14 protein-coding genes are annotated in these 14,597 nt (G+C 58.2%); 12 read left to right on the forward strand and 2 right to left on the reverse strand.

The window, feature by feature from the left end; genetic code table 11:
• Nucleotides 1–50 precede the first annotated feature (50 nt).
• The 7 genes from CDO73_RS15405 to CDO73_RS15435 all read left to right on the forward strand — a co-directional run bounded on the left by CDO73_RS15405 (nt 51) and on the right by CDO73_RS15435 (nt 9,243).
• Nucleotides 51–1,367 (forward strand): response regulator, encoded by a 1,317-nt coding sequence (locus CDO73_RS15405; RefSeq protein WP_088489402.1) that lies wholly within the window; start codon nt 51–53, stop codon nt 1,365–1,367.
• Entirely contained in the window at nt 1,364–3,148 is a 1,785-nt protein-coding gene (locus CDO73_RS15410; protein ID WP_088489403.1) for a cache domain-containing sensor histidine kinase, read from the forward strand. Before CDO73_RS15405 ends, CDO73_RS15410 begins: the two co-directional genes overlap by 4 nt.
• Nucleotides 3,149–3,262: 114 nt before the next feature.
• Nucleotides 3,263–4,666 carry an ABC transporter substrate-binding protein gene (locus CDO73_RS15415; protein ID WP_088489404.1) on the forward strand — a complete coding sequence of 468 codons (1,404 nt, stop codon included), beginning with the start codon at nt 3,263–3,265 and terminating at the stop codon, nt 4,664–4,666.
• 51 nt (nt 4,667–4,717) lie between these two features.
• Nucleotides 4,718–5,602, forward strand: a complete 885-nt coding sequence (locus CDO73_RS15420; RefSeq protein WP_088489405.1) for a carbohydrate ABC transporter permease — start codon at nt 4,718–4,720, stop codon at nt 5,600–5,602.
• Nucleotides 5,602–6,432, forward strand: a complete 831-nt coding sequence (locus tag CDO73_RS15425) for a carbohydrate ABC transporter permease (RefSeq protein ID WP_088489406.1) — start codon at nt 5,602–5,604, stop codon at nt 6,430–6,432. The genes CDO73_RS15420 and CDO73_RS15425 overlap by 1 nt, the downstream gene beginning before the upstream one ends.
• Before the next feature lie 12 nt (nt 6,433–6,444).
• The gene (locus CDO73_RS15430) at nt 6,445–8,283 is read left to right on the forward strand and encodes a glycoside hydrolase family 127 protein (protein WP_088489407.1); all 1,839 of its coding nucleotides are present in this window, start codon (nt 6,445–6,447) and stop codon (nt 8,281–8,283) included.
• Nucleotides 8,284–8,322: 39 nt separating this feature from the next.
• The gene (locus CDO73_RS15435; protein ID WP_088489408.1) at nt 8,323–9,243 is read left to right on the forward strand and encodes a glycoside hydrolase family 43 protein; all 921 of its coding nucleotides are present in this window, start codon (nt 8,323–8,325) and stop codon (nt 9,241–9,243) included.
• 83 nt (nt 9,244–9,326) lie between these two features.
• On the opposite strand, the gene CDO73_RS15440 is transcribed toward CDO73_RS15435, so the two are convergent.
• Nucleotides 9,327–10,187 (reverse strand): polysaccharide deacetylase family protein, encoded by an 861-nt coding sequence (locus tag CDO73_RS15440; RefSeq protein ID WP_088489409.1) that lies wholly within the window; start codon nt 10,185–10,187, stop codon nt 9,327–9,329.
• Between the two features lie 328 nt (nt 10,188–10,515).
• Here CDO73_RS15440 and rnhA point away from each other — a divergent pair, with 328 nt between their 5' ends.
• From rnhA to yfcE, 4 genes are all read left to right on the forward strand, one after another.
• Complete coding sequence (gene rnhA, locus CDO73_RS15445; RefSeq protein WP_088489410.1) at nt 10,516–11,160, forward strand: ribonuclease H; 645 nt, start codon at nt 10,516–10,518, stop codon at nt 11,158–11,160.
• Nucleotides 11,161–11,375: 215 nt separating this feature from the next.
• Nucleotides 11,376–12,044, forward strand: a complete 669-nt coding sequence (gene ung / locus CDO73_RS15450) for a uracil-DNA glycosylase (protein ID WP_088489411.1) — start codon at nt 11,376–11,378, stop codon at nt 12,042–12,044.
• Between the two features lie 24 nt (nt 12,045–12,068).
• Nucleotides 12,069–12,482 carry a hypothetical protein gene (locus CDO73_RS15455; RefSeq protein ID WP_088489412.1) on the forward strand — a complete coding sequence of 138 codons (414 nt, stop codon included), beginning with the start codon at nt 12,069–12,071 and terminating at the stop codon, nt 12,480–12,482.
• 249 nt (nt 12,483–12,731) lie between these two features.
• Nucleotides 12,732–13,280 (forward strand): phosphodiesterase, encoded by a 549-nt coding sequence (yfcE, locus tag CDO73_RS15460; protein WP_088489413.1) that lies wholly within the window; start codon nt 12,732–12,734, stop codon nt 13,278–13,280.
• A 97-nt stretch (nt 13,281–13,377) separates the two neighbouring features.
• On the opposite strand, the gene CDO73_RS15465 is transcribed toward yfcE, so the two are convergent.
• On the reverse strand, nt 13,378–13,827 hold the full coding sequence (locus CDO73_RS15465) for a GNAT family N-acetyltransferase (protein ID WP_088489414.1): 450 nt from the start codon (nt 13,825–13,827) through the stop codon (nt 13,378–13,380).
• Between the two features lie 152 nt (nt 13,828–13,979).
• Between CDO73_RS15465 and CDO73_RS15470 the strand changes: the two genes are divergently transcribed.
• Nucleotides 13,980–14,471 (forward strand): YflT domain-containing protein, encoded by a 492-nt coding sequence (locus tag CDO73_RS15470; RefSeq protein WP_088489415.1) that lies wholly within the window; start codon nt 13,980–13,982, stop codon nt 14,469–14,471.
• Nucleotides 14,472–14,597 lie beyond the last annotated feature (126 nt).

Genomic DNA, 14,597 nt, shown 5'->3' on the forward strand with positions numbered 1-14,597 from the left:
GTATAATAGCAGCGAACGGAAGACAGAACTTGAGCCAGGAGGGGATTCGCATGAAGATTCTGATCGTGGACGACGAGCCGCGCCATCGCCGGGGAATGATGAATCTGATTCTGTCGTTTCGGCCGGGCGATCGCTTGAACGCGGCGGGAGACGGAGAAGCGGCGCTTGCTTTGATTCGCGAAGAACGGCCCGATCTGGTCTTGACGGATATTCGGATGCCGAATATGGACGGGTTGGAATTTCTTAAAAGGGTCGAAGAAGAACGGCCCAAGCCGCGGGTCGTGATGGTATCGGCTTATAATCTGTTCGATTACGCGCAGCAAGCGCTGCGGCACGGAGCCAGCGATTATCTGCTCAAGCCGGTGGACGAGAACAAACTCGCCGCGATGCTGGATCGGATCGAAGAAGAAATCTCGGCCGAAGAGCGGCGGAAGCGCGAAGAAGACGAACGGGATCTGCGGCTTGCGCGTACGCAGTCCGTTTACCGCAGCCGGCTGTTTGCCGAATGGATCGGCGGAAGCCTTGCGCCCGAAGAAATGCGGGAGCTGGAGCGGACCGAAGGGTTGGGAGAAGCGGGACTCGTGATCTTCACGGAGCTCGACGTTCGGGAAGAACGGCGCGGGGCGTTCGACGTCGAGCGGTTTCTGCGCGAATCGGAGCGCGCATGGTCGCCGATCGGCCAAGCGTTTTCGTTTGCGGCGGAAGCTTACCCCGGCAAAAATTTGCAAACGGTTACAATCGTTCGCGGCAGTTGTCTCCTGCTGCCGGAGCAGCGGCAGGCGATTCGTGCCTGCGGAGAACGCTTGCGGGCCGGATGGACGGAATACGGCCGGATGTTTCACGGCGTGGGGCCCGCCTGCGCGACGCTTGGCGCGGAAGGGCCGGAAGCGTTCCGGCTGGCTCGGGAAGCCGGAACGCACGGAATCCGCGAGAGTCTGAGCGGGATGGTCTTCCATGACGAACTTCGGACGCGCGAAGCGCCGCAGGCGGCGGAGCGGCGGCCGAAGCCGGGTTCGGGCGACGGCGGCGATGCCGACGCGCTCGTGCGGGACTGTCTGGCGTGGATCGAAGAGCGCCTGCATGAAGAGTTGACGTTGGAGCGCGCGGCCGAACGCTTCTTCTTCAATCCTTCTTATTTCAGCACTTGGATCAAGCAGCAGACCGGGGATACGTTCACTTCGCATCTGACGAAGGCGCGGATGCGCCGGGCCAGAGCGCTGCTCGAAGCGGGCCGCCGGATCGGCGAGACGGCCGAAGCCTGCGGCTACCCGGACACCAAATACTTTTGCCGGGTGTTCAAGAAAATGCACGGGATTTCGCCCGCCGCTTATAAGCGGGGGCCTAAGAGCGGGAGAACGGCGGAATGAAACGAACCCGTTCGTTCCGTTTCCGGCTGTTCGCCAGCTACGTGCTGCTGACCGCGATTCCGCTGCTCGTGCTCGGCACGCTGTTCTACCGGACCAGCTTGAAAGTCGTGACCGATCAGGCGCAGGACAACGTCTACGAGATCGTGCGCAAGAACAACCAATTGATGGACACCAAGCTGCGGATTCTCGACCAGAACAGCATGGCGTTGTTTACGGATAAAGACCTGTTCGAACTGTTCAACGATCTGGACCCCACCAGCGGGTCGGAACTGCTCGCGGCGGATCGGCAGGTATCGGACGTGCTGCGCAATTACTTTTCCCAGTTCGAAGACGTGTACGCGTATCAATTGTGGACTTCGTATTTCACGTTCGGCCAACAGCTTCCGCAGGGCGACCCGACGCGATCCGAAGTCTACCGGACGGCCGAGCAGGCGGGAGGCAAACTCGTCTGGTATCCGACCTACGATTTCGCCGCGATGTTCGGCCAGCCGGATTACGCGGAAGACAATATCGATTTCCGGTATTTGTTCTCGGCGACGCGCGTCTTGGATTTTTCCTACCTTTATAATTCGATTCTGCGCCGGCTGGACGAAGGCGTCGAACGGCCGGTGCTGGTCATCAGCCTCAAATACGAAGCGTTGAACAAGCTGTTCGCGGGCAGCCTGCCCGACCGCTCCCGTTATCTGGTGCTGGACCCCGATAATCGGGTAGCCGCCAGCGACGACGCTTCGCTCGTGTCCCGCGTCTACGGCGAACCGTGGATCGAAGATTTGCAGCGGCTCGGCAGCGGCCGCAAGCGCATGATCCTCGGCGGCGAACGCGTCATCGTCTGTTTCGACCGTTCGCAGGTAACGGGCTGGTTGTCCGTGGTGATCACGCCGGAAGCCTCGCTGATCCGCGATCTGGTGCCGGTCATTCGCACGTCGACTCTCGTATTGGCCGTGGTCATGACCGCCGCCGCGCTGGCGCTGGCTTACTTCATCTCGGGCAAGATCAACAAGCCGGTCCGGCGGCTCACCGAAGCGATGCGTTCGGCCGGCGAAGGCGACTTCGACGCGCGCGTGCCGGTCACTTCGGACGACGAGTTCGGCCGGCTGCTGGGACATTTCAACCGCATGAACGATCGGATCGGGTCGCTCGTTACCGAAGTCTACGAGACCCGGCTCAAAGAGCAGGAGGCGGAGATTCAAGCGTTGAACCGGCAGATGAACCCGCATTTTCTGTATAACACGTTAAACGTCATGAATTGGATGGCGCTCGAGAACGATCAGCGGGAGCTGAGCCGAATGCTCGTCTGCTTGTCGAACATGCTGCATTATACGTCGCGGCGCGAGTGGGGAGCGGTAAGCTTAAGCGAAGAGATCGAGTGGATGAACAGCTACTTCTATATCATGCAGGCGCGTTTCGAAAACAAATTCGCGGTCGAATACGAGTTGGTTCCCGAACTGTTCGAATACGAACTGCCGAGACTGACGTTCCAGCCGTTCGTGGAGAACGCGATTCTGCACGGGTTCGAAGAAATGGAAACCGGCGGTCTTATCGTTATTCGGGGGAAAACAAGCGGAGACGAGCGGATCTACGAGGTCGAAGACAACGGCAAAGGCATGGACGCGGAGACGGTGGACGGCATCTCGAACGGTCAAGGCGCTTCGGTCGGCATTCGGAATACGACGGCCCGAATCCGGATGCAGTACGGAAGCCGCGCTTCGGTATCGATCGAATCGTCGCCCGGCCGAGGCACGCTCATCACGATCCGGCTGCCGAGAGATAGCCAAACATAGTCCACCTATCCAATCAGGTTCGGGTTATGTAAGCGTTATCAAAATTCTATACTGAAAGCAATCATAGACTGCGCAGCTATGACCCAACCACGATAATCGAGGGGGAAAGATCAGATGGCGGGAATCAACAGAAAAACGATCTGGCTCGCGGTATTTGTGCTTCTGGCGGCGACGGTATTGTCGGCTTGCACGCGTTCGGGCGCGCAGCTCGGCGAGTCGTCGCCCGGTTCTTCCGATACGAAAAGCGAAGGCGGAGGCGAAAAAATCTCGCTGCGCCTTGCCGTGTGGGGCGCGCCGGACGAAGTCAAACCTTATAAGATCGCGATCGAGAAATTCGAAAAAGAACACCCGAACATCAAAGTGGAACTTCAGCATATCGCGGCCGATTACGACACCAAGCTGACGACGATGGTCGCCGGCAACGACGTGCCCGATGTCGCGATGATGGAATCGGGCAGCATCGCTTATCCGCTGGCCGAGCAGGGCAAGTTCTACAACCTTCAAGATTTCTTGTCCAAAGATACCGATATCAACGCGGACAGCCTGGTCCCCAACATCACGTATTCGCTGGAAAAAGGCAACGTGATCGGTATCGCGCCCGGTCCCGAAACGTTCGGACTGTTCTATAACGAAGACGCGTTCAAAGACGCGGGCGTAGAGCCTCCGCCGTCGAAAGTCGCGGACGCGTGGACATGGGACGAATTCGTCGACGTCGCCAAGCAGCTCACGCTGGACAAAGAAGGGCGCAACGCCGCCGATCCGAATTTCGATCCCAAGAACATCAAGCAGTACGGCATCAACCTGCCTTCGTGGTGGGCGAGCTACAGCAACTTCGTTTACTCCAACGGCGGAGATTTCATCTCCGAAGACGGCAAGACGTTCGCGCTGAATCAACCGGAAGCGGTCGAAGCGCTGCAAAATCTGGCCGATCTCGTCAACGTGCATCATGTCGCGCCGTCGCCGGTACAATCCAAGAACATTCCGGCTACCCATGTCGCCTTGCAAACCAAAAAAGTCGCGATGGCGATCGACGGCCAATGGGTCAGCTCTTCGCTCGCCCAGTCCAAATTCAATTTCAACGTGGGCGTGCTTCCGGTCATGAAAGAACCGCAAACGACCGTCGTCTGCGCCATGTTCTCGATGTTCAAGTCGACCAAACACCCGGAAGAGTCGTGGGAGCTGATCAAAGCGCTGATCGATCCCGAATCTTCGATCGATATGTTGACGGCCGGCACATGGATGCCCGCCGAACTCGATTGGTACACCGATCAAGCGCTGCTCGACCGCTGGACCAAAGATCTTCCGGCCCGTCCTTCGGGTTATCAGGACGCGATTATCGACGTCCTGCTGAACCACAGCCATCAGACGCCGACCGGTTACGTCAAGAACTTCAACAAGATCATGGACGTGGTGACGCCGGCGCTGGACAAAGTCTGGCTCGGCCAGCAGAGCGCGCAGGAAGCGATGGACAGCATCGCCGATAAAGCGCAGGCGCAGGTTCAAGGCCGCCGGGATTGATCCCGGCTCCGCTCGGACCGTCCTGCCGGTTATCGGACATGGAGGATAACGATGAGAAAAAGTTTGTTTTACGGATTGCTGTTCACTTCCCCGGCGATTCTCGGATTCGTCATCTTTACGCTGGGGCCGATGATCGCGAGCTTGGTGCTCAGTTTTACCGATTATTCGGTATTCAAAGAACGGACGTCGTTTATCGGCTTCGATAACTACGTCCGCATGTTCTCGGGCGCGGACGATTATTTCTACCCTTCGCTGGGGGCGACGTTCTATTTCGTCGTCCTCCGCGTTCCCGCCGTCATTATCTTGTCGTTCCTGATCGCGCTGCTGCTGAACATGAACGTCAAAGGACGGGCCTTTTTCCGAACGGTGGTCTACCTGCCCAGCATCGTCCCGGCCGTCGCGTCGGCGATGATCTGGATGTGGCTGCTCAATCCCGATCTGGGTCTGGTCAATACGATGCTGAACGCGGTCGGCCTGCCGGGCAGCCTATGGCTGTACGGGGAAAGTTCCGTCGTGCCCGCGGTCGTGCTGACCTCGCTCTGGGGAATCGGCGGCACGGTGATCATTTTCCTCGCCGGATTGTCGGGCATTCCGCGCCAATATTACGAAGCGATCGAAGTGGACGGAGGAGGCTGGTTCAGCAAGCTGCGCCATATCACGATTCCGCTGGTGTCGCCGACGATCTTTTTTAACGCGATCATGACCATCATCGGTTCGATTCAAGTGTTCAACGAAGCTTACATTCTGACGCAGGGCGGACCGAACAACAAAAGTTTGTTTTACGTCTTCTATCTGTGGCGGACCGGCTTCCGGGACACGGAGATGGGCTACGCTTCGGCGCTCGCTTGGGTGCTGTTCCTGATCATTCTGTTCTTCACGTTCTTCGTATTCCGCACGTCCAAATCTTGGGTCTATTATGAAGGGGAGGGCCGCTGATGCGAACATCGAAGCTGTCGCTGACCTTCGGCTATATCATGCTTGCGCTGATTACCGTACTGTTTATCGGGCCGTTTCTGTGGCTGATCCGCAGCTCGCTGATGGATTTGTCGCAGATCTTCACCATGCCGCCGGAATGGATTCCGCGCCCCGTGCATTGGGATAACTTCAGCCGGGCGATGACCGTGCTGCCGTTCGGGACTTATTTTACGAATACGCTGATCATTACCGTCGCCGTCATGGTCGGCACGGTGCTCAGCAGCAGCGTCGCCGCTTTCGGTTTCTCGCGGGTCGAGTGGCCGGGGCGCAATATCGTGTTCGCGATCTTGATGTCCGCGATGATGCTGCCGGGCGCGGTCACGCTCATCCCGAGTTTTCTCGGCTGGCAGGCGCTCGGGTTCTACGACACGTTCTATCCGCTGATCGTGCCGGCTTATTTCGGAGGAGGCATCTTCAACATCTTCCTGCTGCGCCAGTTCTATCTGACCATTCCGCGGGACTTCGACGAAGCCGCGTTCGTGGACGGCGCTTCGTATTTCCGGATCTATCTGTCGATCATTTTCCCGCTCAGCCGTTCGGCGATCATCGTGGTGGCGCTGTTCTGCTTCTTGGCTTCGTGGAACGACTTCATGGGTCCGCTGATCTATCTCAAAAGCGAAGATTTGTTCACGTTGGCGCTCGGTTTGCAGATGTTTCAAGGGACGTATACGGCCCAATGGGATCTGCTCATGGCGGCGTCCGCCGTGGTCGTCCTGCCCTGCGTCGTCGTCTTTTTGGTCGGACAAAAATACTTTCTGGAAGGCATCACGCTGACCGGGTTAAAAGGGTAAAGGAGCGAAAAGATGATCACATCCGAGACAACGGTCAAAAAGTGGGGCGTCGTTCCTTTTACGAGCGTGGAGATTCTGGACGCTTTCTGGCGTCCTCGGTTGGAGAAGGTGCGAAGCGTCACGGTTCCGGTCTGTCTGGATCGCTGCGAAGAAACGGGGCGCATCGCCAATTTCTCCAAAGCCGCCAAGCGCATGCCCGGCGAGTTCGAAGGGATGTACTACGACGATTCCGATGTGTACAAAGTCGTCGAAGGCGCCGCCTACACGCTGATGCTTCGGCGCGATCCCCAGCTGGAAGCGCGAATCGACCTTATTATCGAAGAAATCTGCGCGGCGCAGGAAGACGACGGTTATTTGTCTACCTATTATACGTTGGTCGCTCCCGAACGAAAATGGACGGATATGGAGAAGCACGAGATGTATAACGGCGGCCATCTCATCGAAGCGGCGGTCGCCTACTACGAAGCCACGGGCAAACGCAAACTGCTCGATGCCGCCTGCCGGTTGGCCGATCATTACGACGCCCGGTTCGGGCCGGGCAAAAATCATTGGGTCGAAGGCCACGAAGAAATCGAGCTGGCGCTGATCAAGCTGCATGCGGCTGCGGGCGAAGAACGCTATCTGAAGCTGGCGTCTTGGCTGCTCGAAGAGCGGGGCCGGGGTCTGGGGCAAGGCAAGATCTGGGACAAACCCGAATGGGGTCCCGCTTACTGCCAAGACGACGTGCCGGTACGCGAGATCGAACAGGTGACCGGGCATGCCGTTCGCGCAATGTATCTGTATACGGCGATGGCGGACGCGGCCCGGGTATCGGGCGATCATGCTTATGTCGACGCGCTCCGAAAAGTCTGGTCGCATACGGCCGAACGCAATCTCTACGTGACGGGCGGCATCGGACCTTCGCGGCATAACGAAGGGTTCACGCACGATTACGACCTGCCGAACGAGAGCGCCTACTGCGAGACCTGCGCGGCGATCGGCATGGCGTTCTGGAACCATCGGATGAATCTGCTGTTCGGCGAAGGGAAATACGCGGATCTCGTCGAAACGGAATTGTACAACGGAGCGCTGTCCGGCATCTCGCTGTCGGGCGACCGTTTCTTCTACGTCAATCCGCTGGCGTCGCGCGGCGACCATCATCGCGTCGAATGGTTCCATACGTCGTGCTGCCCGACCAATCTGGTGCGTTTTCTGCCGGCCGTCGGCCAATACGCGTACGCGAAGGCGGAGGACGGCGTCGTCATCAACCAGTATATCGCGGGCAAATCGGAGATCGAAATCGAAGGCGGGCAAAAGGTATCGGTGACGCAGGCGACGAATTATCCGTGGGACGGCCGCGTGAATTTGGGCGTCGAACCGTCCAAAACGTCGGAGTTCACGCTTCGGCTGCGTTTGCCCGGTTGGTGCCGGAGTTATCGTTTGTCGGTCGGGGGACAACCGATCGATGCGGCGCCGGAGAACGGCTATCTCGAACTGCGCCGCACATGGCGGCCGGGCGATCAGGTGCGGCTCGAACTGGATATGCCGGTCGAAGTCGTGCGTTCGCGGCCGGAAGTCGAAGCGAATCGCGGACGGATCGCGCTGCGGCGCGGACCGATCGTCTATGCGCTGGAAGGCGCGGATAATCCGGGGTTGTCGTACGACGAACTCTCGCTGCTCGGAAGCGGCGCCGTGCGCGTACATCACGATGCGAAACTGCTCGGCGGCGTGACGGTGCTCGAAGCCGCAGGGCCGCGTTCGGGCGAAGCGCCTTACCGCTTCGTGCCTTATTACGCTTGGGATAACCGCGAAGCGGGATGGATGCAGGTATGGATCAAAGAACGGCCCGGCGGAGGTTTGTACGAATTCTGATCGGCCGTTCCGACAAAAGCGAAAGCGGGGAAAGCCATCATGACGAATCGGCTCAATGCCGAAGCAAGCGGCGGCAAACGGGCGGCGAATCCGCTCGCGCAGGGTTGGTACGCGGACCCGGAAGCACGAATATTCGAAGGGAACTACTGGATTTATCCGACGTTCTCGGCGCCTTACGAACAGCAGACGTTTCTGGACGCGTTCTGGTCGGAGGATCTGTCGGCATGGCATAAAGCGGAGCGGATTCTGGACGTCGAACGGATTCCGTGGGCGGAAAAAGCGCTCTGGGCGCCTTCGCCGATCGAGGTCGGCGGACGGTATTATCTGTATTTCTGCGCCAACGATATTCAAAGCGACGAGGAACTCGGCGGAATCGGCGTGGCGGTCGCCGATCGGCCGGAAGGGCCGTTCGCGGACGCGCTCGGACACCCGCTGATCGACCGTTTCGTTCACGGCGCGCAGCCGATCGACCCGCATGTTTTCTTGGACGGCGACGGTCGGGCTTATTTGTATTACGGCGGTTGGGGACACTGCAATGTCGTCAAATTGAATGCCGACATGGTCAGCGTGGGAAGCTTCGACGACGGCGAGGTCTTCAAGTCGATCACGCCGGAAGGTTACGTGGAAGGCCCGTGCATGTTCAAGCGAAGCGGCGAGTATTATTTCATGTGGGCGGAAGGCGGTTGGGGCGGTCCGGATTATTCGGTCGCATACGCCAGATCCCGTTCGCCGCTCGGTCCGTTCGAACGGATCGGCAAGATCTTGGAGCAGGACCCGCAGGTCGCGACGGGCGCGGGCCATCACGGCGTATTCGTGCCGAATCGCGAAGACGGCGATTGGCGGATCGTCTATCACCGCCGTCCGCTCGGCGAGAGCGATCGCAACCATCGCGTGCTCTGCATGGACGAGATGGCGTTCGACGACGAGACGGGGAACATTCTGCCCGTCAAAATGACTTGAGCGGCCAATCCGAACGAAAGCCCGATTCTCCTTAACCGGAAGAATCGGGCTTTTCGGCATGCTCGGCTTGCCGGGTTCGATGTTCAGCGGCGCGAATCGCGTTGAAGATCGCGAAGCTCCCGCCAGCCGATCAGCTCGATCTGTTCTTCTTCGATGACCCGCAGCACCTCCGGATCGAGGAACAGCCGGTAATCGAATAACCGGTAAGGCCAACTGTCGGTGATCGCTTTGAGTTCGTCCGTCTCGAGCGACGGATGGAACAGCATCTCGGTGACGCCGGGTTCCAGTCCCCGAAGGAGTCCGATGACACGGTTCCGGGCAAAGTCGTAATCTTGTCCTTCTTCGTACGTGAAAGGAAGCCCGATTACGGCATCGGGATGCAGCACGCCCAATTCGCGCGCCAACGCGGCGATCTCGGCTTCGTCGCCGCTCGCGTAAGCGGGGCGGATCGAGAAGCGGACCGGCAGCTCGTATTCCGCGCCCAATTCGATAAGCAGCCTGTGATGCACGTTGCGCAGGCTTCCCATATGGTTGTCCAGATGCGTCGGATCGACGCCGAGAGATTGCGCCAGTTTGATCTGCGCGACCATCTCGGCCCGGACGACGGCAGGGTCGACGTCGGGCATATACTGCGAGTCCGCCGGAAAATAACCCAGCCGGTCCGTCAAGGCTTCGCTTCCCGGCTGACGATGCACCGGGCCCCATTTGTATCGTTCCCATTCGCTCGTCGACGTCAGATGGACGCCCACGTCCAGACCCGCGTCCGAAGCCGAGGCGTCGGCCGCCTCCAGCGCCCACGGACAAGGCGTCATCAAAGTCGTCGAAGTGATCGCGCCGCGTTCCAGCAGTTCGAGGATCGCCCGGTTGGTCGAATGGCACATCCCGAAATCGTCGGCATGCAGGATCAAGCGTCGCCGGGACTTCCAGTTTTCCAGAGTAAGCATATCAATCCCACCGTTTCTCGTTGTGATGAGGGCTCGTCAAGCCATATGCCCGATTCGCCCTTACCCTGTTATTATGGACGAAAAGGACGACCGAAAGCCAGTTTCCCGCTTCGGATTCCTGAAGCTTCCTTCGACTCGTTCCGCGCGGGCCGATTTCGGCCGAAGGCAGCGTTTTTCGCGGAAGATCGCTGCTTGCGGCACGCGGCCGGAATCCGCAAGAAACCTTCAACTTGTATTGCAATTGTTCGGGAGCACAACCTATAATGAAGTGTTACACGTCGAATTTCGACGTTGTTACACAACAAGCTGCAAAGGGTTGGAGGTGCGTATGAGCAAGTCTAAATTTTATGTCGTCTGGGCGGGCAAGCAGCCCGGAATCTACTCGACCTGGGCGGATTGCAAAGCGCAGGTAGACGGGTTCCCGGGCGCGCGTTACAAATCGTTCGAGTCGAGAAGCGAGGCGGAGGCCGCCTATGCGGGCGGAGCGAAGCCTTACATAAGGTCCGGCGGAGCCGGGAAAGCGAAGAAACCCGCCGCTTCCCGGGCAGGCGCGAAGTCTGCCGATCTGATCGACTACAACAGCATCTCGGTCGACGTGGGCACGCGCGGCAACCCCGGCCCCGTCGAATACAAGGGGGTCGATACGGCGACCGGAGAAGTGATCTTTTCGTACGGACCGATCGCCAAGGGAACGAACAATCTCGGAGAGTTTCTGGCTATCGTGCATGCGTTGGCCCATATTCAGCGCGAAGGCAGCGACAAATCCGTCTATAGCGATTCCGTCAACGCCATGAAATGGGTCAAGCAGCGCCGCGTGTCGTCGACTCTGCCGAGAGACCGTTCGACGGAGGAGATTTGGACTCTGGTCGATCGGGCGGTGCAGTGGCTGGAGACCCATCCTTATACGACCAAAATCATGAAATGGGAGACGAAGGATTGGGGCGAAATCAAAGCCGACTACGGCCGCAAATAAGCGTTCCCGATGCTCGCCAAATTGCGCCGCATCCGCAAACGTGCTAGTATAATTTCTAACGTTTACCGGACCGCCAGGCCGGCTCTTGTTCGCGCGAGAGTCGGCTTTTTGACCGTTTGGAGACGTTCGGAGCGCGCGAGCGATTTTCGGGTAATGAAAGCCGGGAACAAATTGCTGCCATGCCGTGTCGGAAATGTTGGAAAGGAGCGAAACGAATGTTTGGCAACGATTGGGACGAGGTATTGAAAGACGAGATCAACCAACCGTATTTTAAGGAATTGATGCAGCGCGTCGCGGAAGAATATCGGACGCACACGGTGTATCCGCCGGAGCCTCTTTTGTTTCAGGCGCTGAAGCTGACCCCTTTTGCCGCCGTCAAGGCCGTTATTCTCGGTCAAGACCCTTATCACGGACCAGGACAGGCTCACGGGCTAAGCTTCTCGGTGCTTCCGGGCGTCAAGATTCCGCCTTCGCTGCGGAATATGTACAAAGAACTTGCTTCGGATCTGGGATATTCGATCCCCGATCACGGCTATCTGATTCATTGGGCCGAAGAAGGCGTTCTGCTTCTCAACACGGTGCTTACCGTACGGGAAGGTCAGGCGGCTTCTCACCAGAAATTGGGATGGCAGCGTTTTACCGACGCGGTGATTCGAGCGATCGGGGAACGGGAACAACCGGCGGTCTTCATCTTATGGGGCGCTCACGCCCAGAAGAAAGAAGCGCTGATCGATACGGGGCGGCATGCCGTACTGAAGTCCGTGCATCCAAGCCCGTTGTCGGCCAGGGGAGGCTTCTTCGGCAGCCGTCCTTATTCGCAAACGAACGATTATTTGAAGTCACACGGCATCCAGCCGATAAATTGGGAAATACCGTCGCTGTGATGCGACTGCCCGGAGGTGCGCGCTTTGAAACATTGGGTAGGTAAAAAAGTGGTTGTCGACAACGGCGGACCGTATCAGACGAAGCGCTACGGGACCCTGATCCGCTGGAACGACAAAGAACAATACATCGTGCTGAGTCCCGGCGGAGTCCGAATCGGAATGAAAGACATCATGTCGATCCGCGAGGTCGACGTGCTGCCTCAGGAGAGCCGCCAAGCGGCCGGGCGTCCGAATTCGATCGGGTACGTGATGCGTACGATGAGACAGTTCGAACATGCCGTGCTGTTTCGTTCGGAAGTCATGATCTGGCAGGGCGATAAGCTGGTAGCCGCGAGAACGCATCTGGTCAAACATAACGATCAGACCGTAACGCTCGAAGACGGCACCGTGCTGGACAAGCGGGAACATCGCTTCGTCGTACGTTCCTTCCGAGGATAATATCGCAAGAAACATACGGTACGTACGTTCCTTCCGAGGATAATATCGGAAGCGCCTGACGAAACCAGACGTCCATGTTGTTCGTTTCACGGATAAGCTTTCGGCCCCGGAGCCGTTTTCCGCATCGGCGGGGTTCCGGGGCTTTTTTTGTGCTGCGCAGCGCCGGGGATCAACGGTATAATAAAGCGGAGACGTTCGGCCTGTTCGCGATTTCGGCCGGGCGAAACAGAAAGAAGGAGAGACCTCGATATGAAAAAATTGGCGATCATCTCGGACATCCACGGCTCGTCGGCCGGATTGAACCGAGCGTTGGAACAAGCGGACCGGGAAGGCGCGCAGCGCATCCTGCTGCTCGGCGACTTGCTCTACCACGGTCCGCGCAATCCGCTTCCCGAAGGTTACGACCCACAGGAGGTCGCTCGGGTGCTGAATTCCCGCAAAGCGCAGGTGGTGGGCGCGGTCCGCGGCAACTGCGACTCCGAAGTGGACCAGATGCTGATCGATTTCGCGATCATGGGCGAATACGCGGTCTTGCTGCAAGAAGAACGCAGATTGTTCGTCACGCACGGCCATCATCACAGCATGGACAACTTGCCCGCGCTGTCGGCGGGCGACGTCTTTATGCAAGGCCATACGCATGTACCCGTCGCCGAGAAACGCGAAGGGCTGTATCTGTTTAATCCCGGTTCGGTCTCGCTGCCCAAAGACGGATATCCGGCTTCTTACGGGCTGCTGGACGCAAGCGGCTTGACCGTGAAAACATTGGACGGGGCCGACCTTATGCGAACGGCATGGTGATCGTCGCTTATCCGGCGAATCGCAAACGGCAAACCGGAAGCCGATCGGCTTCCGGTTTTTCGAGTCGGCCGTTTGTTCGCCGCGTTCCGGGGACGATTCACCGGAGATCTTTCTCCATGCGTACATGCAAGATTCCGGCGTCTTCGAACGGTTCGCCCGGAATCGTCCGATAACCGAGCGAGCGGTAAAAAGCTTCCGCATGGCATTGGCTGTCCAATACGGAGCGCTCGAATCCGTCGAGGCGCGCCGCCTCTTCGAGAGTCTCCATCAGAATCCTGCCGAGACCTTTTCCCCGATAAGCGGAGCGTACCGCGATACGCTGCATTTTGACCGCGCCATCCGCGTAAGGAACATAGCGTCCGGCGGCCGCGTCGGCGTCGCCGAATAGGAGCAGCCGATGCGTCGCGTCCGAACCGATCCGGTCGTAATCGTCGACTTCCCGTTCCTCCGGAACGTTCTGCCCCAGAATGAATACTTCTCTTCGTACGGCCAGACAGCGCCGAAGCTGGCTGTCGTTTTCGACCTTGATCGTCTTTGCTTGTTCCATGCCGTTCCTCCTGTTCTTCCTGCCGCGAAGCTTCATTATAGCGAAGGAACGGTCCGCCGTTCAAGAGAAGCCTTTGAGCGATTCGCTTAAAAAGCCCGGGAAACGGTTAATAGGAGACAAGAACGAACAAGATCAAACAGGAGGCTGGCATCATGACGAATCGAACGATCATCGGCATCTTTTCGACCGAACAGGCGGCACTTGACGCCATTCATCAGCTTAAAGCACAAGGCGTAGGGAGCGACCGGATTACCGTAATCGGCCGCGATCCGCAACCGATCGAAGAAATCAGCGAAGATACCGACATCAAATCGCCGGAAGCCAATACCCAACCGGAGAAATCCAAAGGATTCCTGCATAGCATCCGAGATACCTTCAGCGAATCGGGCGAAAGCGAGTTCACGAACGTCGGTCCTTACGTGGCGGCCGGCCCGCTCGCCGAGAAGTTTATCGGTTCCGATACCTATTACGGCGGTCACGGATGGAAAGACGATTTCACGTCGCTCGGCTTTACGGCGGAAGAGGCGGATAAATACGACCAAGCGGTGCAAAACGGAGGCATTCTGCTGCTGCTCGAAGAATCTTCCGGCGATCTGGGAGCCATTCGCAGCATTCTCGGCACTACTGCGAATACAAGCCAGTAAGGTCTTTTGCCGACGGATACGGATACCTACACTTATTTGCTTTGATTTTTCGGACCGGCGTTCAGACGCCGGTCTTTTTTCGTTGACCGGCTTTCGCTTCGTATCGAAACGGACGCAAGACGCATT

It is taken from the genome of Saccharibacillus sp. O23, from assembly GCF_002205895.1.
GTDB lineage: Bacteria > Bacillota > Bacilli > Paenibacillales > Paenibacillaceae > Saccharibacillus.